Origin of the sequence: Nitrosospira sp. NRS527, assembly GCF_018406445.1 — a bacterium.
GTDB classification, from domain to species: domain Bacteria; phylum Pseudomonadota; class Gammaproteobacteria; order Burkholderiales; family Nitrosomonadaceae; genus Nitrosospira; species Nitrosospira briensis.
Map to the genome: position 1 here is coordinate 3,246,217 of NZ_AP024515.1, position 13,956 is coordinate 3,260,172.

Consider the following 13,956-nt stretch of genomic DNA (forward strand, 5'->3'; position numbering starts at 1 on the left):
CAGGATTTTGTTTTGTAGGGAGATTTTGTGAAGGAGTGGCGTAGTTATTCAACGCCCGACTGAACGAAATTTTCATACGAAACAAAAGACCAGCAAGGGCGCGCGTCAATTTATGAAACATCCGGGCTAAGAACGAGGATTAAGTAACAACAGCCGATATCCGGCCACGTTCAATGTTCCGCTATCGAGGTGAAGCCTGACGTTGAATTCGGCATTGGGCGCAATGACCTTCCCGCGGCTGGCGGCGTCTTCAAGATAGGCTTCGGGAGGAAAGTTACGGCTGGCGAGAGGTCGATCCTGGTGGTCGATCAGGGTTAATTGAAACGACGGAAATGCCTGGGGATTGGGCGCATGATTGCGTATCGTTGCGCTCAGGGTGACGACGCCGGATTGCTGGGTATCCGGTTGCATATCGGACGATTCGATATTCAGCAACTTCGCGTATTGTGGCGAGGGAATAGTGCATCCCAACAACTCGCAATATCGTTGAAGATAAGGCCTGGTGGCAGGCGCATTGACAGATAGCTCGGCACGATAAATATAAATGGCCTGGGCCACCAGCATGGCAATCAAAAAAAGACTGCCGACACCCCATGCCAGGGATGCCTTGGGCAACCGAACCTCATCGAAAGCATGGTTGTTCCATGCATAATTTTCCGGCGGCGGAATGGCCACGTCCGGCCTGTGCGGGAATCGTGTTTCCCCATCTGCGCTGCTGGCCGCAGTACTGCTGCCCGTCTCGCCTTCTCTCTGCGGCGCCGATTCTTCCGCAATCGGTGGCGCGCTCGAAGCGGGCACTGCCCGCGCTGTCATGCCTGAACCGAATTGATCCCGAGTTGTTTCTTGAGCTGGCGCTGAAGGTGAATTCTCTTCATTCGATACCGTCAGGATATCCCGATCATTTTGAGGCGGAATTCCCGATTCGCCTTCTGATGCTGCTTCCGTTTCCGGCATTTCCTTGGCTTCTGGCCCGGCTTCATCCTGGTCTTCCGGTTCGTGCACCGTTGCCAAGGTGGCAAAGCCGTTGAATACCTGCGCACATTGTCCACAGCGCACGTCACCACCATGCGCCTGCAGATGCAAAGGGGTTACGCGGAAAGCAGCCGCGCAGTTAGGACAGCGGGTTACAAGCGCCATAGCCGTAGGTTTTATAACAAATTCACTTTCTCGTCCCGGTGAGCAGAGCCCATCCCGCCTGCTCGCGTGTAATACGAATATCAAACCATTGCCGATAGATCTGCATCACATCTTCCGCCTGTTCCATGAGGATGCCGGAAAGTGCTATTTGTCCACCCTTGCGCGTCGCGCGCATCAATAATGGAGCCAGTACGATTAGCGGGTTGGCAAGGATATTGGCAACGACCACATCCACCCAGGCGCCATTTCCGGGCCCTGCCCGATCCGCCACGTGCGTCTCAAAAAATTCCGCTTTTGTTTCATCGCACTGGTTGAGTGCTGCATTTGCGCGGCTTGCGGCAACGGCTTGCGGGTCGATATCTATTCCCACTACGTGACCCGCACCCAGTTTCAAAGCGGCAATGGCAAGTATGCCTGAGCCGCAACCATAATCTAAAACATCTTCACCCCCTCGCAGCGTTTCGTCAAGCCAGCCAAGGCACAGTTGCGTAGAGGGGTGGCTACCCGTACCGAAAGCCAAGCCGGGATCGAGTATCAGGTTGACCGCCGTGGTATCGGGTATTTGATGCCAACTGGGAACGATCCACAGGCGGGACGATATCCGGATCGGGGCGAATTGCGATTGTGTCATCCGAACCCAGTCCTGCTCCTCCACATGCGTAACGCGGTAGCTGGGCTGACAAGGGAGCTGGGCCGCACTCGCCGCAGCCTGCACAGTGGAAGTGATGTCGACGTCCTCGTTGAATAGGGCGGTAAGCTCGGATGCGAACCAGATTTTCTCGGAAAGCTCACCCGGCTCATCGAACAAGCATTGCTCCCGGTCCGTACCGCTGCCCGCGTCATGTATGTCTGTTGATAGCGCGCCCAGTTCAAGCAACGCGTCACCCAGGGCTTCGGCGTGCGCGCTATCGGTTTCTATAGCGAGCGAAATCCAGGCCATATCAAGAAATGGGTAACTGCGAACTGGCTACCCGGTCGAATGCCGACTCACCCGCCGTGAAATAGCTCGGGCAGCGCGAAATGGGTCGCGTTTTAGCCTGGCTTATTATAATTGGCAAGCTTTTGCTCCAGATAATGGATGCTGGTGCCGCCATTCAGAAAAGCGGCGTCGGATAACAGGTCGAGGTGTAACGGCATGTTCGTTTTAATGCCTTCTATCACCATTTCGGACAACGCGATGCGCATCCGTGCAATTGCCTGGTCGCGGTTGTCGCCATAGGCAATGACTTTACCGATCATGGAATCGTAATAAGGCGGCACCAGATAGTTATGATATATATGAGAGTCCACGCGAATGCCGGGGCCACCCGGAGCGTGGTATTGCGTAATACGCCCGGCGGAGGGGGTGAGTTTATAAGGGTCTTCGGCGTTAATGCGACACTCGATGGCATGCCCTTTCAATACGACATCGCGCTGGCGAATGTTGAGTTTTTCACCTGCGGCAACACGAATTTGCGCTTGTACCAGATCGATCCCGGTAATCGCTTCGGTAACCGGATGTTCCACTTGCAGGCGCGTATTCATTTCGATGAAATAAAATTCATTCTTCTCATACAGGAACTCGAACGTGCCTACGCCGCGATAACCGATACGGCGGCATGCATCCGCGCAGCGCGCGCCCATCTTGTCGCGCAACCTGGGGGGGATGCCCAGGGCGGGCGCTTCCTCGAGAATTTTCTGATGGCGGCGCTGCATTGAACATTCCCGTTCGCCAAGAAAGATGGCATTCCCGTGTTCGTCAGCCAGAACCTGGAACTCGATATGACGCGGATTCTCAAGATATCTTTCCGCATAGACCGTCGGGTTGCCGAACGCCGCCTGCGCTTCGTTGCGAGTTATTATAACGGCGTTCGACAAAGCGGCTTCGGTATGCACCACCCGCATTCCACGGCCGCCGCCGCCAGCTGCCGCCTTGATGATTATCGGATACCCTATGGCGCGAACAATGGCACGGATCTCTTCAGGTGACTCCGGGAGCCCGCCGTTAGATCCGGGAACACAAGGCACGCCTGCTTTTCTCATGGCGTTCTTGGCACTGATCTTGTCGCCCATCAGGCGAATGGTTTCGGGGCGAGGGCCGATAAAGACGAAACCACTGCTTTCGACACGCTCGGCGAAATCGGCGTTTTCAGAAAGAAACCCATAGCCCGGATGAATAGCCTCCGCGTCGGTTACCTCCGCTGCGCTGATGATGGCAGGAATATTAAGATAACTTTGGGCCGATGGGGCTGGGCCGATACACACCGACTCATCGGAGAGCTTCACATATTTGGCGTCGGCATCCGCCTGGGAATGCACTGCGACTGTTTTGATGCCCATCTCACGGCATGCACGCTGTATTCGCAGGGCGATCTCGCCACGGTTGGCTATAAGAATTTTTTCGAACATGTTTACTGGAGAATGTTTCCCGAAAATGGGGGCTGTTAGCCGTCTTTTCCGCGCGTTATACGCACGTTTGGCACAGAATCACTCGATCACGAATAGCGGCTCGCCATACTCTACTGGTTGGCCATTTTCCACCAGGACTGCCTTTATCACGCCACTCTTGTCGGATTCTATTTCGTTGAGCAGCTTCATCGCCTCGATGATGCAAAGCGTTTCCCCCTCCTTGACTGTCTGTCCTACTTCTACGAATGGGTTGGAACCGGGAGTGGAGCTACGATAGAACGTTCCTACCATGGGTGATTTCACCACATGACCCTCCGGCAGGATTTCGGCCACCGCGTTAGCGGTGGTGAGTGCCGCCGATGGGGAAACAGCGCCAGGCATCGCCACCTGTGGGGGTGATACTCCGATTGGGGCTACCTGGGTTTGCACGGATGAGGTCGATCTGCTGATGCGTACCTTCTCCTCACCTTCGGTAATTTCCAGTTCGGCAATGCCCGACTCCTCGACCAGATCAATCAGTTTCTTCAGTTTTCTCAAATCCATATAGGCCTCCGGGGCGGTTCCCCTTTACGTCTTTAACTACACGCCGCCATTGCTGCGCCATCTTTCAGCGCGCTGACGCATGTCTGCTTTCTATTCCGTGAAAGTGCCTCTTTCATGTCCTGCTCCCCGCTCCAGGCCTTATAAATATCAACAAGGTCAGGTGGGGCGATCGAACTTCCCGCCTGCCAATATCTCTAAAGCGTATTCCAAGGCAAGTTCGTATCCTTTAGGTCCCAAGCCGCTGATCACGCCCACCGCCAGATCGGAGAAATATGACCTCCTGCGGAAAGACTCACGAGCGAAAACATTGGAGAGATGCACTTCGATGAACGGTATTCTGGTTGCGGCAAGGGCATCACGTAAAGCAATGCTGGTATGCGTATAGGCTGCGGGATTGATGATGATAAATCCTATCCCTTCACTCATCGCTTGCTGAACTCGATCTATCAGCTCACCCTCGGCGTTACTTTGAAAGTGAATTAATCCGACGCCCGCGTGATCCGCTAAAATCGCTAATTTGATGTTAATTTCGCCTAACGTGAGTGTTCCGTAGAGCTCCGGCTCGCGTGTTCCCAGAAGATTTAGGTTAGGCCCATGAAGAACGAGGACTTTTTTTATTTTGGACGCGTCATTTTCCATGCACGCAAGTTTGACGCATACTTGCAAAAAAGTCTAGTTATTGGAGGACATCGACGAAAATAAGGGAAATTAGAGATAGTTTTATCGGATACGGTAGAGCAAACATCATTGACGATTTTTAGCAGCTGCAATTATAAGCTTTCAGTCTGCCAACAGTTTATTCCGAACATTTTTGACGTTTCCCCTGGAAAAAGCCACCCTTTACGCTCGACCCTTGCATTGCTCGCCGTTTACCAAACCTCTATAATCCACAATGCTGTATTTCCCTTCGCGCTGTTGTAGCTCAGTTGGTAGAGCAACTGATTCGTAATCAGTAGGTCGGAGGTTCGACTCCTCTCAACAGCACCAAGTTTTCAGCTAGTTATCTATACAATGGTATTAGGAGTTTTCGGGGTGTAGACAGATCAATTGGCAACTTGCAAAGTTAGCGCAATAACCAATGCACGCTTAAAGCTTTAAATAGTAAAACGTCCTTCGTGTTAGCCTCATAAGCCCCTATCTTGCGGTCTATTTCCCTGTCATCGCCGCCACCGATTTTTGTCGGATTGACGAAAGCTCTCCGACTGGCGCAGGAGCTTTCAGGATGTTGTATCTATCTACTGAATATCCGCTAGTGCATATTTGTTCGGATGGACAGAGCAAGCTTGGATTGGGGGATGAGGGGACTACTTCCACTTATTCGTACTTATAGACACCAAAATATCTCAAAGTTCTAGACCACTTTCTCAGAACACTTACCGAACCTTTTTATATACGTCCCCGTAAAAAAATAACGAATGGGAACGAAAATGGCGCAAATACGCTTCAAAAGCAATATAGGTGCCCTCTGTTTATTGCTGGGATTGACTCTTTGGGAGGGCCTAAGCCATGCGCAGGCAAATACCGATCTGTCCGGAAGCGGTGAAAGAACTGCTACCATTTCCAGAGCCATTCCTGACAATATTTACATCGACCATATTGTAATAAAACCCCAAGAGGAGAAATCGCTGCTTTCAGAAGAAGATCGGGAAAGATTCAGCTATAAAATCCTTCGCGATGCCCAAGACCAATTTATGAGTTGGCTGCGTTGGCAAGTATTGTTCCTTGTATTTTTTGCAATAATTGGGGCAGCGGCGCTGGTTCCAGTAATGATCAGGTCAATGGTTGCGCATCAAATCACTCGTGAGAGGGAAAAATTAGAAGCTGAAAAGGATAAAACAATTAAAGCAACAATGGAGGCAAACTATCAGAGTGCCCAGACCCAAGAACAACTAAAAGAATTGTTGATCTTGGAACAGAAAATAAAGAGTCAGCTAGGAGATTATCAAACACAACTGGGAACTCTACATAATGAGATTTATTTGGCAAAAGCGAATTTAAAAGCTACTACCGAAGACTTTGACGCCGAAATGGAAGATACCTTTGAGGAAATAAACAATGAGATTTATACACAAAATTTGGTACTAAGATCACTTGATATAAATGGTGAGGCGAGAAAACTTGTCTTTGATAGCTTGATAAAGGATTTAAAAAGTAATGATCTAGAAAAGCAAAAACGTGCGGCTGAAATACTTCCCCAATTTAAGGAGGAGGTAGTTGCTATAGGGTCCGCATTTATAGAGGTGTTAGAGAAGGAGAAGTACTCTCCCTTAGGAGCGTTAATTTTAAATGGATTAGGAGAACTTGGAAGAGATGGTGACGTACTAACGTACCTGCTTGACCTGACCAAAGATACAAGCAACCCCAATATTCTTGCTGTCATTGGGGCTCTTGGGTCTATTGGAGAGTTTGCAGCTATCGGAACCGGTGGCGTGGAAGCTGTTGTAGAACAACTATTGTCAATATTGGAAGGTATAGATGACTCACGGTTAGCTTTAGGAGTAAAGGTAACGGAGGTTAAAAGCGCGATAGCACTTGCGTTATCGTGCTACGGCCCAGCTGCATCACATGCAATTGCATCGTTAATCGCAACGCTTACAGACTCAGAGTGGAATGTTCGTAATGCTTCGGCAATTGCTTTAGGAAACATGGGCGAGAATGCCAGTATTGCTATCCCGGCATTGGAACAATTGAAGAATGATAAATATCTTGAAGTAAGTAGCGCAGCCGCTGAGGCTATAAATAAAATACAAGGAAAGACGTAGAGTGGTGAGTAGCTAACGAGCAAGCAATCTGTTTGCTAAAAGTCTACCTGACTCAGTTAGCTTGCAGCCAGCAGTAAAGTTATTTACCCCCGATATTTGGCTTAATATGGCTTTCTTTCGGGAGCTTATGTATTCAAATTTGGTAATAGAACAATCCTGCGTTATTAAACACTCAAAGAACAAATTTATTACTGTAAAAACATATAGCGCGTGAAGTATGCCTCGTGGATGCCTAACTTCATTTTTCCAAGGGGAAAAATACGTTTCATCTGTCTCCTCCACCATCGGAGTGATTCTTTCAATTAATGTTAGTTGCAAATGCATTGCTTCATGCAAGATCGCCTCTGCAACTCTAATTGCATCGTTTGCCATCCGCTTACTCGGCACTGAAATAAATATCGAGAATGGGATATTAGGCAGGCTGTAGCTGACATCAAAATGGTCATCTTCGGGCCGAAGAATGTGCACGCACCTTACGAGATTCGCCACAGTTTCATATAACGTCGGTACTGACGCTAAAAGGTCCACGGACTCCTTCAAACATTGCAAAATTGATGAGTCTTGCAATACTCCAGGAGAATAAGGTATGGCCCCAACGGTGGAATATGTTGCGGCTATCTCATTGGGCACTACGTAAATTTTTAATGGCTGTAGTGATTCTCTGACTGGGGTGGTTGGATTCAAGCAAGCAATGACTTCTACGAATTGATCAGGCTCATTGCGTGACATTCCATCAGTGGAGTAGTTGCTTTTCTTAATCCCATATGTTTCGGACAAATTTTCCCAACGTTTTTCAGTTAAACTTTTAGTCAATTCAGGAAACCAAACTGGAACGTTCAGGGCCTGAATTGTGGAAAGAATTGAACTATGAAGGTCTTTCATCTAGTTGCTGGTAGAAAGAATAAACTAAAGTAAAACGCTCGCCCCCATAGATTGTGGAAACAGCATGGAGAGAATGAGGAGAAATAGAAAATCCCACAGCACTGTTATGAAGAGGACGAAAAATCTTATGAATATCGTTCATATCTTGGCTGTTAAAAAAGATCAGCATTCCACCATTCTCATCCTTCCAACCTCTGTTCAGTTGAATTAATAAACGATGAGTTTCATGTCCGGGAATGTGATCGTTATGAATGCGGATGCGCTGGCCTGAAATGAGCTTATGCGCAGTAAAGTCTACTTTTTCAGTAAGTTTTACTGAAAAAGCCGCTTCAACTTGACGTGCTACGCAGCGAAGATGATCGCGCGAATTTAGAAAGGCTAGCTCTGACGGGAGCTTAGCATCCAAGAAGCTGAACTCATACTGTTCATAAAAATTCGTTTCAACAAGCTTCCATCCAGCGTAATTTTCAAGCCATGAGAGAAGTGTATCGCCTAATTGTGAATTAAGTGCTTGGGAAGATTCTACATAATGAAAAGGCAAAAAAAATTTCCTTACATTTGAAAGGTCAATTAGTTGCTGGTTACGCATGTATTTTCTTTCCCGAGACTCCCAACTTTGTTCGTAGATGATTTATAAGATGAAGCTGGTCCTTGCAATAAACAGAAGGATTTTCGTATCCCTCACCTTCCTTCCACCTGTGTAAAGGCATTCCTCCTCCACAAACTCCAAGCTCTGGACAAGCGAGGCAAGCTGCGCTGTTCGCACGTTGTAATAAATGAGCATCAGCAAACTCATTTGAAGAGAAAATATCTACTAGACTATGTGAGCAAATGTTCCATTTTTCCGAGAAGCGATCCGCACCTTTAAAAGAGCTTTTCAAAGTATCATTCTTTGTTACTGTGCCATCCGTATCGATAACTGCAATACCAAAATCAGTAATTCCCATACCTTCTTTCACCCCATATCCGCCTAAAGCAAGACGGATGACGTCATCAAGAATTCTTATCTTAATTGGGGTCTGATCTGCTAGATAAACGTCAAGTAGAGACGTCAACCAGTATCCATATTCAACGCTATGAAACGAAGCCTTGCCGTAGGGAAGCTTGTCGTGATTACCATCTCTATATAGAAAATCTACGTTAGGGGAACCGACATCTTTAAAAAAATTATATATTTCCTCAGGGTTAGAATTCGGGTCAATAACAGCAAGAAGCCCTGCAAAGAGAAACGAGCAGTCAGCATGGTGTTTTAATTTTTCGATACCTTTTAATACCCGGCTGTATGTCGCTTCTCCACGGTGACCAACCCGATTCGCATCATTAATTTTCTCAGGCCCATCTAAGCTTACAGAAAGAGAAGTTTTAAAGTTAGAACAAATATCGAGAATATTGTCAGTTATAAGGATTCCATTTGTTTGAATACTTATGCAGTGTTCTTCAGGAAGAACCGATCTTAAAGACAAAAGCATATTTTCTAAACGGCGCGAACCAATCAAGAGAGGCTCTCCGCCATGGAGAACTAACGCAAAAAGACGTTCCGGATTGTTCTCAAGATATTCCTTAAGTCTTTCGGTAAGAATTTTAATTGTGTGGGAAGGCATGAATTTGGGCATCTCCGTCCAGCCATCATCACCCATGTTATATACATAACAATAACTGCAATTGATATTGCATCTGCTGGCAACCTTTACCAAAAGCGTATCAATTTCAATCACAATGACAGATTTTAACGGTTGTGACGGTTGTGAACCCGATCATAAGCCTGAGTAGTGGACCGTTCCTCATTTTTAACTTCCTGGATAAGTCTTGCCAGTACAGGGCTTGAAATATTTTTCAGGAGGAATTCCATTTGATCAATTTTGTCAATCGCTTCTGCGCGTCCTGGCTGAGCTAGCTCTGGCATAATGCCCTCTTATGATGAAATGTAAAGCTTCTATTTTACAGATTAAAAGCTATAGTTCAAATTTGAATTATTATTATTTTATCATGAAAAATCAATCGCTTATGTTAAGTGCTTACGACCCTAAATTTCGTCCATTTATTTTATCTTTTTTTTATATCTTATTGTCCTGATTAATAAGCAAAAAAAATACAATAAATCTTCTATTTTCTATTTTCCAGCAAAGTTAAGGGGGGGTGTTGAGGATTGCACAAATCGATACAGTTCGACCAATTGCTCATGCTCTGCGTATGCTCTATCCATTCACTCGGCCCCGCCTTTTTCCTGCTTAACTTCAGATTAATTTCAACCGTACAGTTATTGACAATACTCCAAGGATTCAGGACCAGTGGTATAGCAGAATTGTTGCCGCGCTCTCGCTCGGCAACCCTTTTAACTCAATCGGCCTTTTTAACTTATTCGGCTCGTACTTGTGCTGAACAGTCCATTGACGAATTCGGGTAGCAAATACACCCCTTTCCCGAAAGACGCGCCAATCTATTGAGCGGTCAATATTTTAAACTCGGTAGCATTGACGATTGGGCGCACATGCCGGTTTTCGCGCCGCATTTCCACAATCCCATAATGAGACATGGTTTTCAGAGTGCGTGAGAGATTGCTGGGCTTTCGTCCGGTAATTGCTGCAAGACCGGTAATTGATTCAGGCTGTGATTCATGGATAGTTGTGAGCAAGGCACGGTTATCGTCACTCAGAACCTCAGCAAGGGATTTCATCGAGGTAAACCATACCTTCGGTTCTCCAGGTTTGGGCTTGTACGCGCCTTTTGCTATTGCCAGCATACGTTCACGGATTTTCTCTTGTGGCATGATGCCGATCACAATTCTTTTCATAGCTCCATTTCCTTCAATACACGATCCACTTCTTCAAAGAAATCAGCAAGCAACTGGTAGGCATCCTTGAATTCATAAGGGACTCCCTTATCTGCAATGTGACGATGCCTATGGTCATACGCTAGCCGCTGACCCGCATGCTTGAACTTCTTCGGCGGCTTTATGGCATGGCTGTTGTTGATTCCATGATCCGTTTTCCATAGGGTTCATGCAGCGTAAGCGAATAGCGGATGCCATGCGGAATTTTCGGGGTTGCTACGACCCGCCATACCGCGACCTTGACCCAGCATCCTAAATCCTGAGTAATAATATAGCCGTCGAGATCGAACAGAGTTTCAAGTCCATTATCAGACCGCATGACCTAATAATATCATCTGGTGATATTCACTGTAGGTTATATCGTTATCGATTGCGCCAGTGTGGGTTCGATATCTGATCATTTTTAAGGTTGCGGCTTCCTGATGTTGTAACCCGGTAAATTGAGGAAAAAACAGATAATCCGCGACTAGCGTGGATTGTTGAGTAGTTTTGTCATTCTTGAAGCTTTGCCCTGATACCACGGCGCAAGCTCGTGAGACTTAATGACGGTTCGGCGGTACTTCAAAGCCGCCGCAACTTACCCATATTCTGGATTGGTGGGCATGTGTACTTAAGTCCAATTGCAATGCCCGACAATACGGTTATTATGCGAACAATCAGCTTTCCTGTTGGGAATAGCGTTAAGTTCTGCCAACCCTAAGGAATAATGAAACCGACGCCGGGATACTCAGAGAGCTAAATGCTTGTGGCTTATCCGGTGTGCGATTGCAGAAGAATAAAGGCTAATAAAATTATAATAGGCATATATCGTGACTCAACTATTAACCTTTGATCAGACATATGACTTGGCGAATATGCTGATCAAGAAGGCAACAAAGGATCAACTGGCGGAATGCGCGCGCCTGCTTGCCCTGAGTCTTGCGCATCAGCAGATAAATCATGAAGAGATCCCTGTTGACCAAACCCTGGCATCATTGCGTTCGTTCGAGTGGAGCGAGGAGCATTTGAATTTATTGATGGAAGGTATGTTAAACCTGATAGGGGTGCTGGTGAATGTCTGCGGCGACGTAAGACATGTGAAGCATTGATATCAGGATTGCAGTTTTTCCTGAGACAGAGTGCAGCTAGTCCATAATCACGCTGCAATCACGTGTATTTTTCGGTTGTGATCATCAGAGGCCGAGGCCGGAAATTTCGGACAAGCCCTTTGGATGACTGGGGAATAGCCGGAGTGGCACTGACCTATTGTAATTACCCGGATTCTATAAACGCCTCTTATGGAGTGAGTACTTACAGCCGAAGTCGAGGCGACAGGATCTGTTTGTCGTAATAAATGATCTCATCGACCTGTTACCTGTTACGGCCTTTATGGCCGCGGAACAGCCCCAAGTTAATCATAAGTGTTGTTAGCATTAATCAGGATATCGCTGCATTCCATGCAAATACAGGATAAGCCACAATATCTGGCGACAGGGGTAAGTCGGCGGGAGGTGTGGTCTTGGGCGATGTTTGATTTCGCCAATTCGGGCTATACCACCGTTGTAATTACTGCAATTTTCAACGCTTATTTCGTTGCGGTCGTGGCGGGGAATGCGGAATGGGCGACGTTTGCATGGACAGCAGCGCTGGCGGTTTCCTATGCGCTCATCATCCTGACCGCGCCTGCGCTAGGCGCATATGCTGATGCGTATGCTGCGAAGAAGCGTCTATTATTCCTGAGTGCGGTGGGCTGTGTCTTGTTCACGGGATTGCTCTACTTTGTCGGCCCAGGCGATCTGTGGCTGGCGGTTGTGCTGATAATCCTCACCAATTTCTTCTTTGGATGCGGCGAAAATCTGATTGCCGCGTTTTTACCGGAGCTGGCGCAAGGCAAGGCGTTGGGAAAGGTTTCGGGCTGGGGCTGGAGCCTGGGTTATATCGGCGGCCTGGTCAGTCTGGGCTTATCGCTGGCGTATGTCACCTGGGCGCAGGAACAAGGCAAGCCGGCTGAGCACTTTGTTCCCGTTACGATGTTGATAACGGCTGGTTTCTTTGCGCTGTCGAGTATCCCCACCTTTCTTTTCCTGAAGGAACGTGCTGTACCTCAATTGCATCTTGCTGGACATACCGTGGTAAGCGAGGCATTTTCGCGGTTGGGCGAGACGTTTCATCGCGTGCGGGATTACCGCGACCTGGTGCGTTTTCTTGTCTGCATCGTATTTTACCAGGCGGGTATCCAGACTGTAATTACATTGGCTGCAATATACGCGCAGCAGGTAATGGGCTTTAACACCAGCGACACCATGTTTCTGGTCCTGGTGGTTAACATCACTGCATCAGCGGGTGCGTTCGCTTTCGGCAGCATACAGGACAGGATCGGGCATATTCCCACCATAGCGCTGACGCTTGTTGGCTGGATTGTCATGATATTGCTGGCCTGGATGGCCGAAACCCGGGCGATGTTCTGGCTGGCTGCCAACGTTGCCGGTCTGTGTCTGGGGGCTTCTCAGTCAGCAGGCCGGGCGTTGGTGGGATATTTCAGTCCTGACGCCAGACGTGCTGAATTTTTCGGACTGTGGGGGCTGGCAGTCAAGCTGTCATCCATATTGGGCCCGGTGACGTATGGATTGGTAAGCTGGATGTCTCGAGGCGATCATCGGCTTGCCATGCTGATTACCGGGGTTTATTTTGTTATTGGTTTACTGATACTGCTGAACATCGATATCAAGAGAGGGCGGCAGGCTGCGCTGCAAACTTGAAAACCGCGGTGAATTGCTAAATATGGCAAGACGTCGTGGTACTTCAGTTGGCGCTGTCCAGTGAGAGTATTGATAGTTGCTGCCACCCCACGGTTTTGTAACATCCGTCCTATCGGTTACAGGCTCTTTTTCTCATGGCGTTCAATGGTGCATATGATGATGCTCATGTCCACTGGTAGATCCCGCAGGCTTTTTTTCCTGGGGTTTTTCGGACGCTTTCGCCTTAGGCTTGAGAGGGGTAAAACGGGTTGATTGTGGCTCCTGGTCCGGTAATTTGACAAACACGACGATCGTGGTTTCAGGCGTGAGCTTGAAATCTCCAGTGCCCTTGAGGATGTTATCCCCCGCAGGTTCCAGTTTTATCGAATCCTTGGGCTTGGCCTTGCCTACCTGAAAACTTGCTTTACCCACCCCGCCGTCAGTGCTGACTTTATTATCCCCGTGGTCCGTTACGTAGAGGACGATGTCTTTCTCTTGCGCAACAAGCTCCAGATGATAGGGACCTGCCATACGCATCTGGCCCCCGTGTGGCGTATCAATGGCGTCGAAATGCTCTTCGGTATGCGCTGACGCGGGCGCTGACACGACCAACGCAGCACTAATCAAGACCGTAGCCATCGATTTAATCATATTTATCTCCTTGAACGATTATTAAAAAAACTTTGATGGAAAGCCT

The 13,956-nt window shown here is 47.9% G+C and carries 15 protein-coding genes and 1 tRNA gene; 4 read left to right on the plus strand and 12 right to left on the minus strand.

Features of this window, described 5'->3' with window-relative positions:
• Positions 1-126 precede the first annotated feature (126 nt).
• The 5 genes from KJS40_RS14470 to aroQ form a co-directional block, all read right to left on the minus strand.
• Positions 127-1,137, minus strand: coding sequence for a zinc-ribbon and DUF3426 domain-containing protein (locus tag KJS40_RS14470; protein WP_213538538.1), 1,011 nt, complete (start codon positions 1,135-1,137; stop codon positions 127-129).
• Between the two features lie 22 nt (positions 1,138-1,159).
• Complete coding sequence (prmA, locus tag KJS40_RS14475) at positions 1,160-2,077, minus strand: 50S ribosomal protein L11 methyltransferase (RefSeq protein ID WP_213538539.1); 918 nt, start codon at positions 2,075-2,077, stop codon at positions 1,160-1,162.
• A gap of 92 nt (positions 2,078-2,169) precedes the next feature.
• Positions 2,170-3,525 (minus strand): acetyl-CoA carboxylase biotin carboxylase subunit, encoded by a 1,356-nt coding sequence (accC, locus tag KJS40_RS14480; protein WP_213538540.1) that lies wholly within the window; start codon positions 3,523-3,525, stop codon positions 2,170-2,172.
• Positions 3,526-3,603: 78 nt separating this feature from the next.
• Complete coding sequence (gene accB, locus KJS40_RS14485) at positions 3,604-4,068, minus strand: acetyl-CoA carboxylase biotin carboxyl carrier protein (RefSeq protein WP_213538541.1); 465 nt, start codon at positions 4,066-4,068, stop codon at positions 3,604-3,606.
• Between the two features lie 156 nt (positions 4,069-4,224).
• Positions 4,225-4,707 carry a type II 3-dehydroquinate dehydratase gene (aroQ, locus tag KJS40_RS14490; RefSeq protein WP_213538542.1) on the minus strand — a complete coding sequence of 161 codons (483 nt, stop codon included), beginning with the start codon at positions 4,705-4,707 and terminating at the stop codon, positions 4,225-4,227.
• Between the two features lie 272 nt (positions 4,708-4,979).
• Between aroQ and KJS40_RS14495 the strand changes: the two genes are divergently transcribed.
• Both KJS40_RS14495 and KJS40_RS14500 read left to right on the plus strand, forming a co-directional pair.
• Positions 4,980-5,055 (plus strand) — tRNA-Thr (locus tag KJS40_RS14495).
• Between the two features lie 440 nt (positions 5,056-5,495).
• Positions 5,496-6,830 carry a HEAT repeat domain-containing protein gene (locus KJS40_RS14500; protein ID WP_213538543.1) on the plus strand — a complete coding sequence of 445 codons (1,335 nt, stop codon included), beginning with the start codon at positions 5,496-5,498 and terminating at the stop codon, positions 6,828-6,830.
• 12 nt (positions 6,831-6,842) lie between these two features.
• Here KJS40_RS14500 and KJS40_RS14505 read toward each other — a convergent pair whose 3' ends face one another.
• The 6 genes from KJS40_RS14505 to KJS40_RS14530 form a co-directional block, all read right to left on the minus strand.
• Positions 6,843-7,712, minus strand: coding sequence for an HEXXH motif-containing putative peptide modification protein (locus KJS40_RS14505; RefSeq protein WP_213538544.1), 870 nt, complete (start codon positions 7,710-7,712; stop codon positions 6,843-6,845).
• The gene (gene yhhC / locus KJS40_RS14510) at positions 7,696-8,301 is read right to left on the minus strand and encodes a cyclophane-containing peptide 2OG-Fe(II) oxygenase YhhC (protein ID WP_213538545.1); all 606 of its coding nucleotides are present in this window, start codon (positions 8,299-8,301) and stop codon (positions 7,696-7,698) included. The genes KJS40_RS14505 and yhhC overlap by 17 nt, the downstream gene beginning before the upstream one ends.
• Positions 8,294-9,427 (minus strand): cyclophane-forming radical SAM/SPASM peptide maturase YhhB, encoded by a 1,134-nt coding sequence (gene yhhB, locus KJS40_RS14515; protein ID WP_213538546.1) that lies wholly within the window; start codon positions 9,425-9,427, stop codon positions 8,294-8,296. Before yhhB ends, yhhC begins: the two co-directional genes overlap by 8 nt.
• An 11-nt stretch (positions 9,428-9,438) precedes the next feature.
• Positions 9,439-9,615, minus strand: coding sequence for a YhhA family cyclophane-containing RiPP (yhhA, locus tag KJS40_RS14520; RefSeq protein ID WP_213538547.1), 177 nt, complete (start codon positions 9,613-9,615; stop codon positions 9,439-9,441).
• Positions 9,616-10,149: 534 nt separating this feature from the next.
• A complete protein-coding gene (locus KJS40_RS14525; RefSeq protein WP_213538548.1) occupies positions 10,150-10,503 on the minus strand; it encodes a transcriptional regulator in 354 nt (117 codons plus the stop codon).
• Between the two features lie 160 nt (positions 10,504-10,663).
• Positions 10,664-10,861: a hypothetical protein gene (locus KJS40_RS14530; RefSeq protein WP_213538549.1), complete on the minus strand. Its 198-nt coding sequence runs from the start codon at positions 10,859-10,861 to the stop codon at positions 10,664-10,666.
• A gap of 490 nt (positions 10,862-11,351) precedes the next feature.
• On the opposite strand from KJS40_RS14530, the gene KJS40_RS14535 reads away from it, so the two are divergent.
• Both KJS40_RS14535 and KJS40_RS14540 read left to right on the plus strand, forming a co-directional pair.
• The gene (locus tag KJS40_RS14535) at positions 11,352-11,630 is read left to right on the plus strand and encodes a hypothetical protein (RefSeq protein WP_025042249.1); all 279 of its coding nucleotides are present in this window, start codon (positions 11,352-11,354) and stop codon (positions 11,628-11,630) included.
• A gap of 348 nt (positions 11,631-11,978) precedes the next feature.
• Entirely contained in the window at positions 11,979-13,280 is a 1,302-nt protein-coding gene (locus tag KJS40_RS14540) for an MFS transporter (protein WP_244859627.1), read from the plus strand.
• A 141-nt stretch (positions 13,281-13,421) separates the two neighbouring features.
• On the opposite strand, the gene KJS40_RS14545 is transcribed toward KJS40_RS14540, so the two are convergent.
• A complete protein-coding gene (locus KJS40_RS14545; RefSeq protein WP_213538550.1) occupies positions 13,422-13,910 on the minus strand; it encodes a hypothetical protein in 489 nt (162 codons plus the stop codon).
• Positions 13,911-13,956 lie beyond the last annotated feature (46 nt).

Bases quoted from the DNA above. Each gene is read 5' to 3' on its own strand.
- KJS40_RS14470 (WP_213538538.1), bottom strand. From the start codon at position 1,137: ATGGCGCTTGTAACCCGCTGTCCTAACTGCGCGGCTGCTTTCCGCGTA.
- prmA (WP_213538539.1), bottom strand. From the start codon at position 2,077: ATGGCCTGGATTTCGCTCGCTATAGAAACCGATAGCGCGCACGCCGAA.
- accC (WP_213538540.1), bottom strand. From the start codon at position 3,525: ATGTTCGAAAAAATTCTTATAGCCAACCGTGGCGAGATCGCCCTGCGA.
- accB (WP_213538541.1), bottom strand. From the start codon at position 4,068: ATGGATTTGAGAAAACTGAAGAAACTGATTGATCTGGTCGAGGAGTCG.
- aroQ (WP_213538542.1), bottom strand. From the start codon at position 4,707: ATGGAAAATGACGCGTCCAAAATAAAAAAAGTCCTCGTTCTTCATGGG.
- KJS40_RS14500 (WP_213538543.1), top strand. From the start codon at position 5,496: ATGGCGCAAATACGCTTCAAAAGCAATATAGGTGCCCTCTGTTTATTG.
- KJS40_RS14505 (WP_213538544.1), bottom strand. From the start codon at position 7,712: ATGAAAGACCTTCATAGTTCAATTCTTTCCACAATTCAGGCCCTGAAC.
- yhhC (WP_213538545.1), bottom strand. From the start codon at position 8,301: ATGCGTAACCAGCAACTAATTGACCTTTCAAATGTAAGGAAATTTTTT.
- yhhA (WP_213538547.1), bottom strand. From the start codon at position 9,615: ATGCCAGAGCTAGCTCAGCCAGGACGCGCAGAAGCGATTGACAAAATT.
- KJS40_RS14525 (WP_213538548.1), bottom strand. From the start codon at position 10,503: ATGAAAAGAATTGTGATCGGCATCATGCCACAAGAGAAAATCCGTGAA.
- KJS40_RS14530 (WP_213538549.1), bottom strand. From the start codon at position 10,861: ATGCGGTCTGATAATGGACTTGAAACTCTGTTCGATCTCGACGGCTAT.
- KJS40_RS14540 (WP_244859627.1), top strand. From the start codon at position 11,979: ATGCAAATACAGGATAAGCCACAATATCTGGCGACAGGGGTAAGTCGG.
- KJS40_RS14545 (WP_213538550.1), bottom strand. From the start codon at position 13,910: ATGATTAAATCGATGGCTACGGTCTTGATTAGTGCTGCGTTGGTCGTG.